Origin of the sequence: Pseudomonas sp. SWRI179, assembly GCF_014268705.1 — a bacterium.
In the GTDB taxonomy this organism is placed as follows: domain Bacteria; phylum Pseudomonadota; class Gammaproteobacteria; order Pseudomonadales; family Pseudomonadaceae; genus Aquipseudomonas; species Aquipseudomonas zanjanensis.
The window spans coordinates 20,292-34,952 of sequence record NZ_JABWRA010000037.1; the positions used below are offsets into that span (position 1 = coordinate 20,292).

12 protein-coding genes are annotated in these 14,661 nt (G+C 62.9%); 1 reads left to right on the top strand and 11 read right to left on the bottom strand.

Going from position 1 to position 14,661, the window contains the following annotated elements; translation table 11 throughout:
* The first annotated feature begins 235 nt into the window (after nt 1-235).
* Complete coding sequence (locus tag HU767_RS20010; protein ID WP_186709758.1) at nt 236-703, top strand: GNAT family N-acetyltransferase; 468 nt, start codon at nt 236-238, stop codon at nt 701-703.
* Nucleotides 704-840: 137 nt separating this feature from the next.
* On the opposite strand, the gene nuoN is transcribed toward HU767_RS20010, so the two are convergent.
* From nuoN to nuoC, 11 genes are all read right to left on the bottom strand, one after another.
* Nucleotides 841-2,304: an NADH-quinone oxidoreductase subunit NuoN gene (nuoN, locus tag HU767_RS20015; RefSeq protein WP_003203388.1), complete on the bottom strand. Its 1,464-nt coding sequence runs from the start codon at nt 2,302-2,304 to the stop codon at nt 841-843.
* Nucleotides 2,305-2,311: 7 nt separating this feature from the next.
* A complete protein-coding gene (gene nuoM, locus HU767_RS20020; RefSeq protein WP_053123219.1) occupies nt 2,312-3,844 on the bottom strand; it encodes an NADH-quinone oxidoreductase subunit M in 1,533 nt (510 codons plus the stop codon).
* Nucleotides 3,845-3,883: 39 nt separating this feature from the next.
* Nucleotides 3,884-5,737, bottom strand: a complete 1,854-nt coding sequence (gene nuoL, locus HU767_RS20025) for an NADH-quinone oxidoreductase subunit L (RefSeq protein WP_186730308.1) — start codon at nt 5,735-5,737, stop codon at nt 3,884-3,886.
* Nucleotides 5,734-6,042, bottom strand: a complete 309-nt coding sequence (gene nuoK / locus HU767_RS20030) for an NADH-quinone oxidoreductase subunit NuoK (protein WP_003180046.1) — start codon at nt 6,040-6,042, stop codon at nt 5,734-5,736. The genes nuoL and nuoK overlap by 4 nt, the downstream gene beginning before the upstream one ends.
* Nucleotides 6,043-6,046: 4 nt before the next feature.
* Nucleotides 6,047-6,547, bottom strand: a complete 501-nt coding sequence (nuoJ, locus tag HU767_RS20035) for an NADH-quinone oxidoreductase subunit J (RefSeq protein ID WP_186709763.1) — start codon at nt 6,545-6,547, stop codon at nt 6,047-6,049.
* Nucleotides 6,548-6,556: 9 nt separating this feature from the next.
* On the bottom strand, nt 6,557-7,105 hold the full coding sequence (gene nuoI / locus HU767_RS20040) for an NADH-quinone oxidoreductase subunit NuoI (RefSeq protein WP_003180051.1): 549 nt from the start codon (nt 7,103-7,105) through the stop codon (nt 6,557-6,559).
* A gap of 11 nt (nt 7,106-7,116) precedes the next feature.
* Nucleotides 7,117-8,124 (bottom strand): NADH-quinone oxidoreductase subunit NuoH, encoded by a 1,008-nt coding sequence (gene nuoH, locus HU767_RS20045; protein WP_053123213.1) that lies wholly within the window; start codon nt 8,122-8,124, stop codon nt 7,117-7,119.
* Nucleotides 8,121-10,835, bottom strand: a complete 2,715-nt coding sequence (nuoG, locus tag HU767_RS20050) for an NADH-quinone oxidoreductase subunit NuoG (protein WP_186709764.1) — start codon at nt 10,833-10,835, stop codon at nt 8,121-8,123. Before nuoG ends, nuoH begins: the two co-directional genes overlap by 4 nt.
* A gap of 140 nt (nt 10,836-10,975) precedes the next feature.
* The gene (gene nuoF / locus HU767_RS20055; protein WP_053123209.1) at nt 10,976-12,334 is read right to left on the bottom strand and encodes an NADH-quinone oxidoreductase subunit NuoF; all 1,359 of its coding nucleotides are present in this window, start codon (nt 12,332-12,334) and stop codon (nt 10,976-10,978) included.
* A complete protein-coding gene (nuoE, locus tag HU767_RS20060; protein WP_186709765.1) occupies nt 12,331-12,828 on the bottom strand; it encodes an NADH-quinone oxidoreductase subunit NuoE in 498 nt (165 codons plus the stop codon). Before nuoE ends, nuoF begins: the two co-directional genes overlap by 4 nt.
* Nucleotides 12,829-12,830: 2 nt before the next feature.
* Entirely contained in the window at nt 12,831-14,615 is a 1,785-nt protein-coding gene (nuoC, locus tag HU767_RS20065; RefSeq protein ID WP_186730309.1) for an NADH-quinone oxidoreductase subunit C/D, read from the bottom strand.
* Between the last annotated feature and the right edge of the window lie 46 nt (nt 14,616-14,661).

The window sequence follows — 14,661 nt, forward strand, 5'->3', positions numbered from 1 at the left end:
AGCCTGGATCAGGGGGCGGCAACTTCGCCGCTTTGAAATTGACTTGTCTGGCCACCCACAGCACTATCTGCCCATGACTTACGTACGCCGAATGAACATGATGTATTCCTCCATGACCGCTTCTGGCGGGCCATGAGGTCATGCGTGCATAGCATTTGACGTGTTACCCCAAGCCCCGCCAGAGATGGACGGGGCTTTTTAGTTCTCCGTCCAGACATGGCTGACGGAGAGTGAAATGTTCGAGATTAGACGAGCCAGCCACAGCGATTCCCAGACAGCATTCGACATTCGCCTGTTAGCGATCCGGCACCAATGCATCGGCGCCTACAGCGAGACGCAGCTATTGGCCTGGACGGCCGGTGCGGCCGATGATGGCTATTACACACTGATGGAGAAGCACTTCTATCTGGGCTGTATGGATGGAGAGCCGGTGGCGACAGGCATGCTTGACTTGGAGAACAGCGAAATCGGCGCGATCTTTGTGCATCCTGGCTTTATGCAGCAGGGTATCGGCGGGAGAATCCTGAAGCACCTTGAATGCCTGGCGCGAGAGTTGGGTCTGAAAGAAGTCAAGCTTGATGCGACATTGAATGCGGCTGACTTTTACCGACGCTGCGGTTTCGTGGGGGAGGAGCCTGCAATTTACCATTCCCCTTCGGGGCTTCAACTGGCATGTATTCCTATGGTGAAGCGGTTTTTATAGTGCAGGTTGATTTGATTGCTCAGGAACGGGAGCAAGGAAAAGGCAGTGATCACGGCTTCTGAAAACCATCATCGCCCAAACGCAGAAACGGCACCCAAAGGTGCCGTTTCTGTTTTCTACGATCTACCGCTACACGATCAACCCGTCAGCCCAGCCTGCTGAACCAACGTCAGCAACGGCTGCGGGTACACGCCGAGGAAGAACGCCAACACGGCGATGGCCAGCAGCATCACGCCGCCTGCCTTCTGTTCCCAGTGCAACTCGGCGTCGTGGCGACGCAGGTTCGGTTCCATCAGGTACAGGGTGACCATGACGCGCAGGTAGTAGAACACGCCGATGGCACTGCCCAGCACCAGGGAGCCGACCAGCCACCATTGGTGGGCCTCGACGCCGGTGGCGATGATGTAGAACTTGCCGATGAAGCCGGCGGTCAGCGGAATGCCGGCCAGGGACAGCATCATCACGGTCAGCACGGCGGTCAGGTACGGACGGCGCCAGAACAGGCCGCGGTATTCGTACAGGGCGTCGGCGTCGCGGCCGTTGTACGGCGAGGACATCAGGGTGATCACGCCGAAGGCGCCGAGGCTGGTGATCACGTAGGTGACCAGGTACACGCCGATGGCTTCCACGGCCAGGCCCTTGCTGGCGATCAGGGCGATCAGCAGGTAGCCGAAGTGGGCGATGGACGAGTAACCCAGCAGGCGCTTGAGGTTGCTCTGGGTCAGTGCCAGCAGGTTACCGAACAGGATCGACGCGATGGCGATGATGGTCAGCACGTTGCTCAGCACGCCGCTGCTGGCCACTGGCGAGATCTGGAACAACCGCACCATCACTGCGAACACCGCCACTTTCGACGCAGTGGCAAGGAACGCCGCCACGGGCGCCGGGGCGCCTTCGTAGACGTCCGGGGTCCAGAGGTGGAACGGAACCAGCGACAGCTTGAACGCCAGGCCGATCAGCATCATGCCCAGGCCCAATTGTGCTATCGGGCTAGGCAGGCCGGTGGCGGCCAGGGCCTGGCCGATGCCGACGAAGCTCAGGGTGCCGGCTTCGGCGTAGAGCAGGGCCATGCCGAACAACAGGAACGCGGAACCGGCCGCCGACAGCACCATGTACTTGATGCCGGCTTCCAGGGAGCGCTTGTTGAAGAAGGCGTAGGCCACCAGGCCGTAGACCGGCACCGACAGCAGTTCCAGGCCGATGAACAGGCTGGCCAGGTGCTGTGCGCTGACCAGGACCAGCCCACCGGCGGCGGCCATCAGGATCAGCAGGTACAGTTCTTCGCGGTTGCCCGGGTAACCCGAACCGCCATCGCCGAGGTAGGCGTGGGCGAGAGTGACGCAGGCCAGGGTGGCGACCAGGATCAACGCCATGTAGAGGCAGGCGAAGCTGTCGATCTGGATCAGCGGCGTGACCGCCAGTGGCGCGACTTTCAAGGCCGGCAAGATCGACAGCAAGGCCAGGTTCAGCCCCGCCACCGACAGCAGGAAGGTCTGTGAGTGATTGCGCCGCCAGGCGATCGCCAGCATCACCACGATGATCGTGGCGCTGGTGATCAACAGCGGCGCAAGCGCGATAAAGTGTTGAATCGTGAATTCCATAGCGCTCTTACCGGGCCGAAGCGAGTTGAGAGAAGGCGGTGCCGAGCCACTGCTGCACGCCATGCATCGTGGCGGCAGAGGTGTCGAGGAACGGTTGCGGGTAGACGCCGAGGTAAACCAGCAGCACCGCAAGGCCGAGCACCATGATCAGTTCGCGACCGTCCATGCCACGCAACACTTCATCCGACTTGGCCGGACCGAAGTAGGCGCGGTGGATCATGATCAGCGAGTAGACCGAACCGAACACCAGGCCGGACGTGGCAATCGCCGTGATCCATGGCGCGCTGACGAACGAGCCGATCAGGATCAGGAACTCGCCGACGAAGTTGCCGGTACCCGGCAGGCCCAGGGAAGCGGCCGCGAAGAACAGGCTGATGGCTGGCAGGTAGGCGATGCGCGACCAGATGCCGCCCATCTCACGCATGTCCCGGGTGTGCAGGCGCTCGTACAACTGACCGCTGAGGATAAACAGTGCGGCGGCCGACAGGCCGTGGGCGAGCATCTGGATCACCGCGCCTTGCAGGGCCAGCTGGCTGCCGGAGTAGATCCCGATCAGCACGAAGCCCATGTGCGAAACGCTGGAGAAGGCGATCAAGCGCTTGATGTCGGTCTGGGCGAACGCCAGGAACGCACCGTAGAAAATCCCGATCAGGCCCAGGGTCATGGCAATCGGCGCGAACTCGGCCGAGGCATTGGGGAACAGCGGCAGGGCGAAGCGCAACAGGCCGTAGGCCGCCGTCTTCAGCAGGATACCCGCCAGGTCCACGGAACCGGCGGTCGGCGCCTGGGCGTGGGCGTCCGGCAGCCAGGAGTGGAACGGCACCACCGGCAGCTTCACCGCAAAGGCGATGAAGAAACCGAGCATCAGCACGTACTCGGTGGTCTTGGACATCTGCACTTTCAACAGGTCGGCGTAGTTGAAGGTAATCACGCCAGTGTTGTTGAAGTTCACCAGGACCAGGCCAAGGATCGCCACCAACATGATCAGGCCGGAAGCCTGGGTGAAGATGAAGAACTTGGTCGCCGCGTAGATCCGGGTTTTCTTTCCGTCCGAAGAACTGTGACCCCAGAGCGCGATGAGGAAGTACATCGGCACCAGCATCATTTCCCAGAAGAAGAAGAACATGAACAGGTCCAGCGCCAGGAACACGCCGACGACGCCGCCCAGGATCCACATCAGGTTCAGGTGGAAGAAACCGACGTGACGCTGGATCTCTTTCCAAGAGCAGAGCACCGAGAGGATACCCAGCAGGCCGGTCAGCAGGATCATCAGCAGCGACAGGCCGTCGAGGGCCAGGTGCACGCTGATGCCGAAGCGCGCGATCCAGGCGTGCTTGAACTCAAGCGCCCAGGTCGGATCGGCGCCAGGGGCCGGTGCAAATGAATAGTCGCCGGTCGCCCACAGCCAGAGGCCGAGCGCGAGTTCCAGGGACATGGTCAGCAGCGCAATCCAGCGCGGGAGCGTGGAGCTGGAGCGCTCCGCGATCCAGCACAGCAGGCCGCCGATGAAGGGGATCAGGATTAGCCAGGGCAGAATCATGACGGGCTCGTTTCCTTTCGCAAGTTCGCAAGGTTCATATCAGACCGCTACCAGCACGATGGCGCCGATAACCAGCACGGCGCCAGCCGCCATGGAAGCCGCATACCAACGCAGTTGACCGGTCTCGGTACGGCTCAGGGCAGTGTGGCCGCCCTTGGCCATGCGCGGGATCAGGCCAATGGTCTGGTCGAGCGGGTCTTTGCGCAGAATGTGGCTGATCGCAAGGTATGGCTTGACGAACAGTTTGTCGTAGATCCAGTCGAAGCCCCAGGCGGCGAACCACCAGGCCGAGAGGAAACGCCCGATGCCGCTGTTGGCGATTGCCGTGACGAAACGGCGCTTGCCGAGGAACAGCAGGGCAGCCAGCAGGATCCCCGCCAGGGCGATGGCGCCCGAGGCGATTTCCAGGCTGTGCTTGGCTTCGCCGCCGGCATGGCCGACGCTTTGCGGCAGCACATCGGCCAGCGGTGGGGTGATCATGGCGCCGACGAAGGTCGACAGCACGATCAGCACCGACAGCGGCAGCCAATGGGCAATGCCGTGGCCTGCATGGGCTTCGGTCTTGGCTTCACCGTGGAACGCGATGAAGATCAGGCGGAAGGTGTACAGCGAGGTCATGAACGCACCCACCAGGCCGGCATAGAGCAGTGCCTGGTTACCGCTGGCGAACGCTTCCCAGAGGATCTCGTCCTTGGAGTAGAAACCGGCGGTGACCAGTGGCAGGGCCGCCAGGGCCGCACCGCCAACGATGAAGCTGGCGTAGGCCAACGGCAGTTTCTTCCACAGGCCGCCCATCTTGAAGATGTTCTGCTCGTGGTGGCAGGCCACGATCACCGCACCGGAGGCAAGGAACAGCAGCGCCTTGAAGAAGGCATGGGTCATCAGGTGGAAGATCGCGCCTTCCCAGGCACCGACGCCCAGGGCCAGGAACATGTAGCCGATCTGGCTCATGGTCGAGTAGGCGAGGATGCGCTTGATGTCGGTCTGCACCAGGGCGGCAAAACCGGCCAGCACCAGGGTCACACCGCCGACGATGCCGACCAGGTGCAGGATGTCCGGCGCCAGGGCGAACAGGCCGTGGGTACGGGCGATCAGGTAGACACCGGCGGTCACCATGGTCGCGGCGTGGATCAGTGCCGAGACCGGGGTAGGGCCGGCCATCGCGTCCGCCAACCAGGTTTGCAGCGGCAGTTGCGCGGATTTACCGACAGCGCCGCCCAGCAGCATCAGGGTCGCCAGGACGATCCAGAAGTCACCGACCTTGAAGTGCTCGGGCGCCTTGACCAGCAGTTCCTGGATGTTCAGCGTACCCAGTTGCTGGAACAGGATGAACAGGCCGATGGCCATGAACACGTCGCCGATGCGGGTGACGATGAACGCCTTGAGCGCGGCGTTACCGTTGTTGCGGTTGCTGTAGTAGAAACCGATCAACAGGTACGAGCACAAGCCCACGCCTTCCCAGCCGAAGTACAGGAACAACAGGTTATCGCCGAGCACCAGGAACAGCATGCTGGCGATGAACAGGTTGGTGTAGGCGAAGAAGCGCGAGTAACCGGCTTCACCGCGCATGTACCAGGAAGCGAACAGGTGGATCAGGAAACCCACGCCGACCACCACGCCGAGCATGGTCACCGACAGGCCGTCCAGGTACAGGGCGAAGTTCGGCGTGAAGCCCTCCACCGCCATCCACTGCCACAGCACCTGCACGTAACGGCCACCTTCCGGTGGGGCGACGTTGAATTGCCAGATCACGTAGGCCGTGACGATGGCGGACAGGCCGATGGAGCCCACGCCTACCAGCGCCGACAGGTTTTCCGACCAGCGTCCACGGGAGAACGACAGCAGCAGGAAACCGACAAGGGGAAATATGAAAGTCAGGAAGAGAAGGTTCATCCGCGCATCTCGCTGGCAGCGTCAATATCGAGAGTGTGGAAGCGGCGATACAGCTGCAACAGGATCGCCAGGCCGATACTGGCCTCGGCGGCTGCCAGGCTGATCACCAGGATGAACATGATCTGTCCATCCGGTTGCGCCCAGCGAGCGCCCGCGACGATGAAGGCCAGGGCGGAGGCATTCATCATGACCTCCAGGCTCATCAGCACGAACAGGATGTTGCGGCGGACCATCAGGCCGACCAGACCGAGGCAGAACAGGATGCCGGCAACCGCCAGGCCATGTTCGAGAGGGATAGCAGGCATGTGATTACTCCTTCGCCTCGTTACGGCCCAAATGGAACGCCGTGACGGCTGCGGCAAGCAGCAGCATCGAGGCGAGTTCGACCACCAGCAGGTACGGGCCGAACAGGCTGATGCCCACGGCCTTGGCGTCTACGGTGGTGTGGCCGATGGCCTGGCCGCTCTGGTGAGCGAACAGCACATACAGCAATTCACCCAGCAACAGGGCGGACAGGATCACCGGTCCCGCCCAGATGCCGGGCTTGAGCCAGGCGCGTTCCTGCTGGACCGCGGCCGGGCCGAGGTTGAGCATCATCACCACGAACACGAACAGCACCATGATGGCGCCGGCGTAGGCGATCACTTCCAGGGCACCGGCGAACGGCGCGCCGAGGGCGAAGAAGGTCATGGCCACGGCGATCAGCGAAATGATCAGGTAGAGCAGGGCGTGCACGGGGTTGGTGTTGGTGACCACACGAAGCGTGGACACCACCGCGATACCCGATGCGAAATAGAAAGCGAATTCCATCTTTCTTCCTTAAGGCAGCAAGCTCTTCACGTTGATCGGTTCGGCTTCGTTCTGCGCGGCGCCTTTTGGCTTACCGGCAATGGCCATACCTGCAACACGATAGAAGTTGTAATCAGGGTTTTTACCGGGACCGGAAATCAGCAGATCTTCTTTCTCGTACACCAGGTCCTGACGTTTGAACTCGGCCATTTCGAAATCCGGCGTGAGCTGGATCGCGGTGGTCGGGCACGCTTCCTCGCAGAGGCCGCAGAAAATGCAGCGCGAGAAGTTGATGCGGAAGAAGTCCGGGTACCAGCGACCGTCTTCGGTTTCAGCTTTCTGCAGCGAGATGCAACCCACCGGGCACGCCACGGCGCACAGGTTGCAGGCCACGCAGCGTTCTTCGCCGTCGGGGTCGCGGGTCAGGACGATGCGGCCACGGTAGCGGGGCGCCAGATAGACCGGCTCTTCCGGGTATTGCAGGGTGTCGCGTTTGCGAAAGCCATGGCCGAAGATCATGACCAGGCTTCGCAGTTGGGTACCGGTACCCTTAACGATGTCGCCAATATATTTGAACATGGGTCAAATCCTCACTGAACCGCGGCCGCAGGCGCGTTCATCAAAACGATCGCAGCGGTCACCAGCATGTTGATCAGGGTCAGCGGCAGGCAGAATTTCCAGCTGAAGTCCATCACCTGGTCGTAGCGTGGGCGCGGGATCGAGGCGCGCAGCAGGACGAACAGCATGATGAAGAACGCGGTCTTCAGGGCGAACCAGACGAAGGACAGTTGCGGCAGGATGCCGAACGGACCGTGCCAGCCACCGAAGAACAGCGTTACCAGCAGTGCCGAGATCAGGATGATGCCGATGTATTCACCGACGAAGAACATGCCCCACTTCATGCCGGCATATTCAATGTGGTAACCGTCGGCCAGTTCCTGCTCCGCTTCCGGCTGGTCGAAGGGGTGACGGTGAGTCACGGCCACGCCAGCGATGAAGAAGGTACAGAAACCGAAGAACTGCGGAATGATGAACCACAGGTTCTGGGCCTGGTACTCGACGATGTCGCGCATGTTGAACGAGCCGGCCTGGATCACGATGCCCATGAGCGCCAGGCCCATGAACACTTCGTAGGACACGGTCTGGGCCGAGGCCCGCAGGCTGCCCAGCAGGGCAAACTTGTTGTTGCTCGACCAACCGGCGAACAGCACCGCGTACACCGACAGGCCGGCCATGGCGAAGAAGAACAGCAGGCCGATGTTCAGGTCCGCCACGCCCCAGGTCGGGGTGATCGGGATGATCGCGAAGGCGATCAGCAAGGCGCTCATGGCCACGATCGGCGCCAGGGTGAAGATCACCTTGTCGGCAAACGGTGGTGTCCAGTCTTCCTTGAAGAACATCTTGATCATGTCGGCGGCGATCTGGAACATGCCGAACGGGCCGACGCGGTTCGGACCGTAGCGGTCCTGCCACCAGCCCAGCAGGCGACGTTCGACGAAGCTCAGCAACGCGCCGCAAACCACCACGGCCAGCAGGATCACGATGGCCTTGAGGACCGTCAGGATCACAGCGATCACTTCAGGGGTGAACCAGCTCATTGCGCTGCCTCCTGCAGACCGTCGACAGTCTTGCCGAAAATCGCCGGCGGAATACCCGCCAGGCCAGCCGGCAGGGCCACCAGGCCGGCGCCCAGTTCTTCATTGATGCGCAGCGGCAGACGCAGGGTCTGGCCGGCCACGTTCAGGCTCAGCAGGGCGCCGTCGTTGACGCCCAGGCGATCGGCTTCCGACTTGGCCAGCGACACGTAGGCGGCGGGGATGCGTTCCTGCACCGGTGCGGCTTTGGAAGAGTTCTCTTCGCTGCCGAACAAGTGATGGAACGGCACGACCTGCCAGGTGCCCGGTGCCGGGTTGAAGGCGCGTGGCACGCTGGCGAACCAGCCCAGGCCATCGCCCTGGCTTTCGATCAGGCGGGTGCCCGGGTCACCGGCACGCAGGTGACCACCGACTTCATCCTGGAACTTGTTCCAGGCTTGCGGCGAGTTCCAGCCCGGCGACCAGGCGAACGGCACTTGCGAGCGCGGTTCGGCGGAGCCCGAGTAACCTTCCATGGAGAACGAGAACGCGGTGTCCTTGTCCTGGGAAGTCCGGGGTTCGTGGACACTGATGTTGGCGCGCATCGCGGTGCGACCGGAGTAGCGCAGCGGTTCGCGGGCCAGCTTCAGGCCCTTGATGCGGAACGCGGCCGATGGCGCGGCATCGACGATGCGAGCCAGTTGCGGGCTGCTCGACGCGACGGCGGCGGTGACGTGGTCCAGTTGCGTCCAGTCGATCGGCTGGTCCAGCAGGGTGGCGCGCAGGGCATGCAGCCAGCGCCAGCCTTCGTGGACCAGGATGCTGGCGTCCAGGTAAGTCGGGTCGAACACCTGGAAGAAGCGCTGGGCGCGACCTTCCTGGCTGACCAGCGTACCGTCGCCTTCGGCGAAGCTCGCCGCCGGAAGCACCAGGTGGGCGCGGTCGGTGGTGGCGGTTTTCTGATGGTCGGCGACGATCACAACCTTGGCGGCGTTCAACGCGGCATCGACCTTGGCCTTGTCAGTGCGGGTGAACAGGTCGTTCTCCAGCACGACGATGGCGTCGGCGTTGCCGTCGATCACGGCTTGCAGGGCTGCATCGACGGATTCGCCACCGAGCATGGCCAGGCCGAGGCTGTTGGCTTCCGGCACGATCAGGCTGATGGAACCGTTCTTCTCGCGCAGCTTCAAGGCCTTGGCGATGTTGGCGGCGGCTTCGATCAGCGCCTTGGAACCCAGGGAGGTGCCAGCGATGATCAAGGGGCGCTTGGCCGCCAGCAGGGCGTCGGCGATGCGTTGGGCGAGGGCGGCCGCTTCGCTGTCCAGGCCGTCGACGGCCGGGGCGCTGGCGTCCAGGGCGTGGGCCACGGCGAAACCGATGCGGGCCAGGTCGTCCGGGGCGGCGTGGACGCATTCTTCGGCCACGTCGTCGAGCTTGGTTTCAGCGAGGCTGGCGATGAACAGCGGGTTCAGCGCGTCCTGGCCGATGTTCTTCACGGCGGCGTCGAGCCATGGCTGCACGCGCATGGCGTCGGCCATGGCCTCGGCCTTGCCCTTGACCGACTGGCGCAGGGCCAGGGCCATGCGGGCGGCGGTCTGGGTCAGGTCTTCGCCAAGGACGAACACCGCGTCGTGGTCTTCGATGTCGCGCATCGTCGGCACCGGCAGCGGGCTGTCCTTGAGCACTTGCAGCACCAGGCGGATGCGTTCCAGCTCGCCGGCTTCGATGCCGCTGTAGAAGTGCTCGGCGCCGACCAGCTCACGCAGGGCGTAGTTGCTTTCCAGGCTGGCGCGAGGCGAACCGATGCCGACAATGTTGCGACCGCGCAGCAGCTCGGCGGCCTTGTCCAGGGCCTCGTCCAGGCTCAGCGTGGCGCCGCCCGCCAGCAGAGGCTGGCGTGGGCGATCCTTGCGATTGACATAGCCGTAGCCGAAACGGCCACGGTCGCACAGGAAGTACTGGTTGACCGAGCCGTTGTAGCGGTTTTCGATGCGACGCAGTTCGCCGTAGCGTTCGCCCGGGGAAATGTTGCAACCGCTGGAGCAGCCATGGCAGATGCTCGGCGAGAACTGCATGTCCCACTTGCGGTTGTAGCGCTCGGAGTGGGTCTTGTCGGTGAACACACCGGTCGGGCAGACCTCGGTGAGGTTGCCGGAGAATTCGCTTTCCAGGGTGCCGTCTTCAACGCGACCGAAGTACACGTTGTCGTGGGCGCCGAACACGCCCAGGTCGGTGCCGCCGGCGTAGTCCTTGTAGAAACGCACGCAACGGTAGCAGGCGATGCAGCGGTTCATCTCGTGGGAGATGAACGGGCCCAGTTGCTGGTTCTGGTGGGTACGCTTGGTGAAGCGATAACGGCGCTCGTTGTGACCGGTCATCACGGTCATGTCTTGCAGGTGGCAGTGGCCGCCTTCCTCACAGACCGGGCAGTCGTGAGGGTGGTTGGTCATCAGCCATTCGACGACGCTGGCGCGAAACACTTTCGCTTCTTCGTCGTCGATGGAGATCCAGCTGCCGTCGGTGGCAGGGGTCATGCAGGACATGACGATCCGACCACGCTTGTCGTTTTCGTCGGTGTACTGCTTGACCGCGCACTGGCGACAAGCGCCAACGCTGCCAAGGGCGGGGTGCCAGCAGAAATAAGGGATGTCGAGGCCCAGCGACAGACATGCCTGTAACAGGTTGTCTGCGCCATCGACTTCGAGCTCTTTGCCGTCTACGTGGATAGTGGCCATGGTTCAAAGTTCTTCGTTGGCCCGGTGTCAGCGGGCGTGGCTAATGGAATCTTGTCGTTCGTCCGAATCCAAACAGCCTGGTAAAAGGCGTCATCGGACGAAAGGCGCAGGGCACGGACCCTGCGCCTTCTTAAGCGTCGTTACGCGCCGACCATGGTCGGCGTGACCACCTGATTGAGGTCGCCCGCGCGGGTTGGCGCGATGCCGGCCTCGAATTCAGGACGGAAGTATTTGATCGCGCTGCCCAACGGCTCCACGGCACCCGGTGCGTGAGCACAGAAGGTCTTGCCTGGGCCGAGGAAACCCACCAGACCCAGCAGGGTCTCGATGTCGCCGGGCTGGCCTTCGCCGTTCTCGATGGCCATCAGCAGCTTGACGCTCCAGGGCAGGCCGTCGCGGCAAGGGGTGCAGAAACCGCAGGATTCGCGCGCGAAGAACTGCTCCATGTTGCGCAGCAGCGAGACCATGTTGACGCTGTCGTCCACCGCCATGGCCAGGCCGGTGCCCATGCGGGTGCCGACCTTGGCGATGCCGCCGGCGTACATTTGCGCGTCCAGGTGTTCCGGCAACAGGAAGCCGGTACCGGCGCCGCCAGGCTGCCAGCACTTGAGCGTGTAGCCGTCGCGCATGCCGCCGGCGTAGTCCTCGAACAACTCGCGACCGGTGACGCCGAATGGCAATTCCCACAGGCCAGGGTTCTTGACCTTGCCGGAGAAGCCCATGAGCTTGGTGCCCATGTCTTCGCTGCCGTCGCGGGCCAGGGATTTGTACCAGTCCACGCCGTCGGCGATGATCGCCGGCACGTTGCACAGGGTCTCGACGTTGTTCACGCAGGTCGGCTTGCCCCACACGCCGACGGCGGCAGGGAAGGGCGGCTTGGAGCGTGGGTTGGCGCGGCGGCCTTCCAGGGAGTTGATCAGCGCGGTTTCTTCACCGCAAATGTAGCGCCCGGCACCGGTGTGGACGAACAACTCGAAGTCGAAGCCTGAGCCCAGGATGTTCTTGCCCAGCAGGCCGGCGGCCTTGGCTTCTTCCACGGCACGGTTCAGGTGCTTGGCGGCGGTGGTGTACTCGCCGCGCAGGAAGATGTAGCCACGGTAGGTCTTCAGCGCACGGGCGCTGATCAGCATGCCTTCGATCAGCAGATGGGGCAGTTGCTCCATCAGCATGCGGTCCTTCCAGGTGTTGGGTTCCATTTCATCCGCGTTGCACAGCAGGTAGCGGATGTTGATGGATTCGTCCTTGGGCATCAGGCCCCACTTCACCCCGGTGGGGAAGCCCGCGCCACCACGGCCCTTGAGGCCGGCGTCTTTCACGGTCTGGACGATGTCGTCGCCGGCCATGTCGGCGAACGCCTTGCGCGCGGCGGCGTAGCCGTTCTTGGCCTGGTATTCGTCCAGCCACACCGCTTCGCCGTCGTCACGCAGACGCCAGGTCAGGGGATGGGTTTCGGCCGAACGCTGGATGCGGTTGGCGGGCCCGAAGGAAGTCAGGGTCATACGTAGCCCTCCAGCAGTTTGGCGACGCCGTCAGGCTTGACGTCACCGAAGGTGTCGTCGTCGATCATCAACGCCGGTGCCTTGTCGCAGTTGCCCAGGCAGCACACCGGCAGCAGCGTGAAGCGGCCGTCGGCGGTGGTCTGGCCCAGGCCGATGCCCAGCTTGCTCTGGATCTCGCCGACCACCGATTCGTGGCCGCCGATGTAGCAGACCATGCTGTCGCAGACACGAATGATGTGACGGCCCACTGGCTGGCGGAAAATCTGGCTGTAGAAGGTGGCTACGCCCTCGACGTCGCTGGCCGGGATGCCGAGGATCTCGCCGATGGCGTAGAGCGCGCCATCAGGCACCCAGCCACGTTCCTTCTGGACGATCTTCAGGGCTTCGATCGACGCCGCGCGCGGGTCTTCGTAGTGATGCAGCTCGTGCTCGATGGCCGAGCGCTCGGTTTCGCTCAGGGCGAAACGGTCAGTCTGGATAAGCGTGCTGTTCATGCTTAGCGGTCCACGTCGGCCATAACGAAATCGATACTACCCAGGTACGCGATCAAGTCCGCGACCATGCTGCCTTTGATCACCGAAGGGATCTGCTGCAGGTGCGGGTAGCTTGGGGTACGAATCCGGGTGCGGTAGCTCATGGTGCCGCCATCGCTCGTCAGGTAATAACTGTTGATGCCCTTGGTCGCTTCGATCATCTGGAAGGATTCGTTGGCCGGCATGACCGGGCCCCACGAAACCTGCAGGAAGTGCGTGATCAGGGTCTCGATGTGCTGCAGCGTGCGCTCCTTGGGCGGCGGCGTGGTCAGCGGGTGATCCGCCTTGTACGGGCCTTCCGGCATGTTGCGCAGGCACTGGTCGATGATCTTGATGCTCTGGCGCATTTCCTCGACGCGGACCATGCAGCGGTCGTAGGCGTCACCGTTGGCCGCCAGCGGAACTTCGAACTCGAAGTTCTCGTAGCCGGAATACGGACGCGCCTTGCGCAGGTCGAAGTCGCAACCGGTGGAACGCAGGCCAGCACCGGTGACGCCCCATTCCAGGGCCTCCTTGGTGTTGTAGGCGGCGACGCCGATGGTACGACCCTTGAGGATGCTGTTCTGCAGGGCTGCCTTGGTGTATTCGTCCAGGCGCTTGGGCATCCACTCGACGAAGTCCTTGACCAGTTTCTCCCAGCCGCGGGGCAGGTCGTGGGCCACGCCACCGATGCGGTACCAGGCCGGGTGCAGGCGGAAACCGGTGATGGCTTCGATCACCGTGTACGCGCGCTGGCGGTCGGTGAAGGTGAAGAACACCGGGGTCATCGCGCCGACGTCCTGGATATAGGTGCCCAGGAACAGCAGGTGGCTGGTGATGCGGAAGAACTCGGCCATCATGATGCGGATGACATCGACCCGGTCCGGCACCTTGATCCCGGCGAGTTTCTCGACCGAGAGCACGTACGGCAGGTTGTTCATCACGCCGCCGAGGTAGTCGATGCGGTCGGTGTACGGAATGTAGCTGTGCCAGGACTGGCGCTCGGCCATTTTCTCGGCGCCACGGTGGTGGTAGCCGATGTCAGGCACGCAGTCGACGATCTCTTCGCCGTCCAGCTGCAGGATGATGCGGAAGGCACCGTGGGCCGAAGGGTGGTTCGGGCCCAGGTTGAGGAACATGTAGTCCTCGTTGGCGCCCGAACGCTTCATGCCCCAGTCTTCAGGCTTGAAGCGCGCGGCTTCTTCCTCGAGCTGTTGCTTGGCCAGGGACAGGCTGAACGGGTCGAACTCGGTGGCACGGGCCGGGAAGTCCTTGCGCAGCGGGTGACCTTCCCAGGTCGGCGGCATCATGATGCGGGTCAGGTGCGGGTGGCCGGGGAAATCGATCCCGTACATGTCCCACACTTCACGCTCGTACCAGTTGGCGTTCGGCCAGATGCCGGTCACGGTCGGCACGCTGAGGTCGCTCTCGGACAAGGCGACCTTGATCATTACGTCACTATTACGCTCGATCGACATCAAGTGATAGAACACGGTGAAGTCGACGCCGTCGGGCAGCCCTTGACGCTTGGTGCGCAGGCGCTCGTCCACGCCGTGCAGGTCATAGAGCATGACGTACGGCTTGGGCAGGTTGCGCAGGAAGGTCAGGACTTCGACGAGCTTGGCACGGGCAACCCAAAGCACCGGCATGCCGGTGCGGGTCGGCTGGGCGGTGAACGCCTCGGGGCCAAAACGGTTGTTCAGTTCGACGACCACATCCTGGTCGTCTGCCTTGTAAGGCGGGATGTACAGAGCACTGCCTGTAGTCATGGTTATTTATCGCTTTCGGTCAACGTAAAGAATGAAGCCAGGTTCT

Coding starts and splice junctions, on each gene's coding strand:
- HU767_RS20010 (WP_186709758.1), top strand. CDS start 236: ATGTTCGAGATTAGACGAGCCAGCCACAGCGATTCCCAGACAGCATTC.
- nuoN (WP_003203388.1), bottom strand. CDS start 2,304: ATGGAATTCACGATTCAACACTTTATCGCGCTTGCGCCGCTGTTGATC.
- nuoM (WP_053123219.1), bottom strand. CDS start 3,844: ATGATTCTGCCCTGGCTAATCCTGATCCCCTTCATCGGCGGCCTGCTG.
- nuoL (WP_186730308.1), bottom strand. CDS start 5,737: ATGAACCTTCTCTTCCTGACTTTCATATTTCCCCTTGTCGGTTTCCTG.
- nuoK (WP_003180046.1), bottom strand. CDS start 6,042: ATGCCTGCTATCCCTCTCGAACATGGCCTGGCGGTTGCCGGCATCCTG.
- nuoJ (WP_186709763.1), bottom strand. CDS start 6,547: ATGGAATTCGCTTTCTATTTCGCATCGGGTATCGCGGTGGTGTCCACG.
- nuoI (WP_003180051.1), bottom strand. CDS start 7,105: ATGTTCAAATATATTGGCGACATCGTTAAGGGTACCGGTACCCAACTG.
- nuoH (WP_053123213.1), bottom strand. CDS start 8,124: ATGAGCTGGTTCACCCCTGAAGTGATCGCTGTGATCCTGACGGTCCTC.
- nuoG (WP_186709764.1), bottom strand. CDS start 10,835: ATGGCCACTATCCACGTAGACGGCAAAGAGCTCGAAGTCGATGGCGCA.
- nuoF (WP_053123209.1), bottom strand. CDS start 12,334: ATGACCCTGACTTCCTTCGGGCCCGCCAACCGCATCCAGCGTTCGGCC.
- nuoE (WP_186709765.1), bottom strand. CDS start 12,828: ATGAACAGCACGCTTATCCAGACTGACCGTTTCGCCCTGAGCGAAACC.
- nuoC (WP_186730309.1), bottom strand. CDS start 14,615: ATGACTACAGGCAGTGCTCTGTACATCCCGCCTTACAAGGCAGACGAC.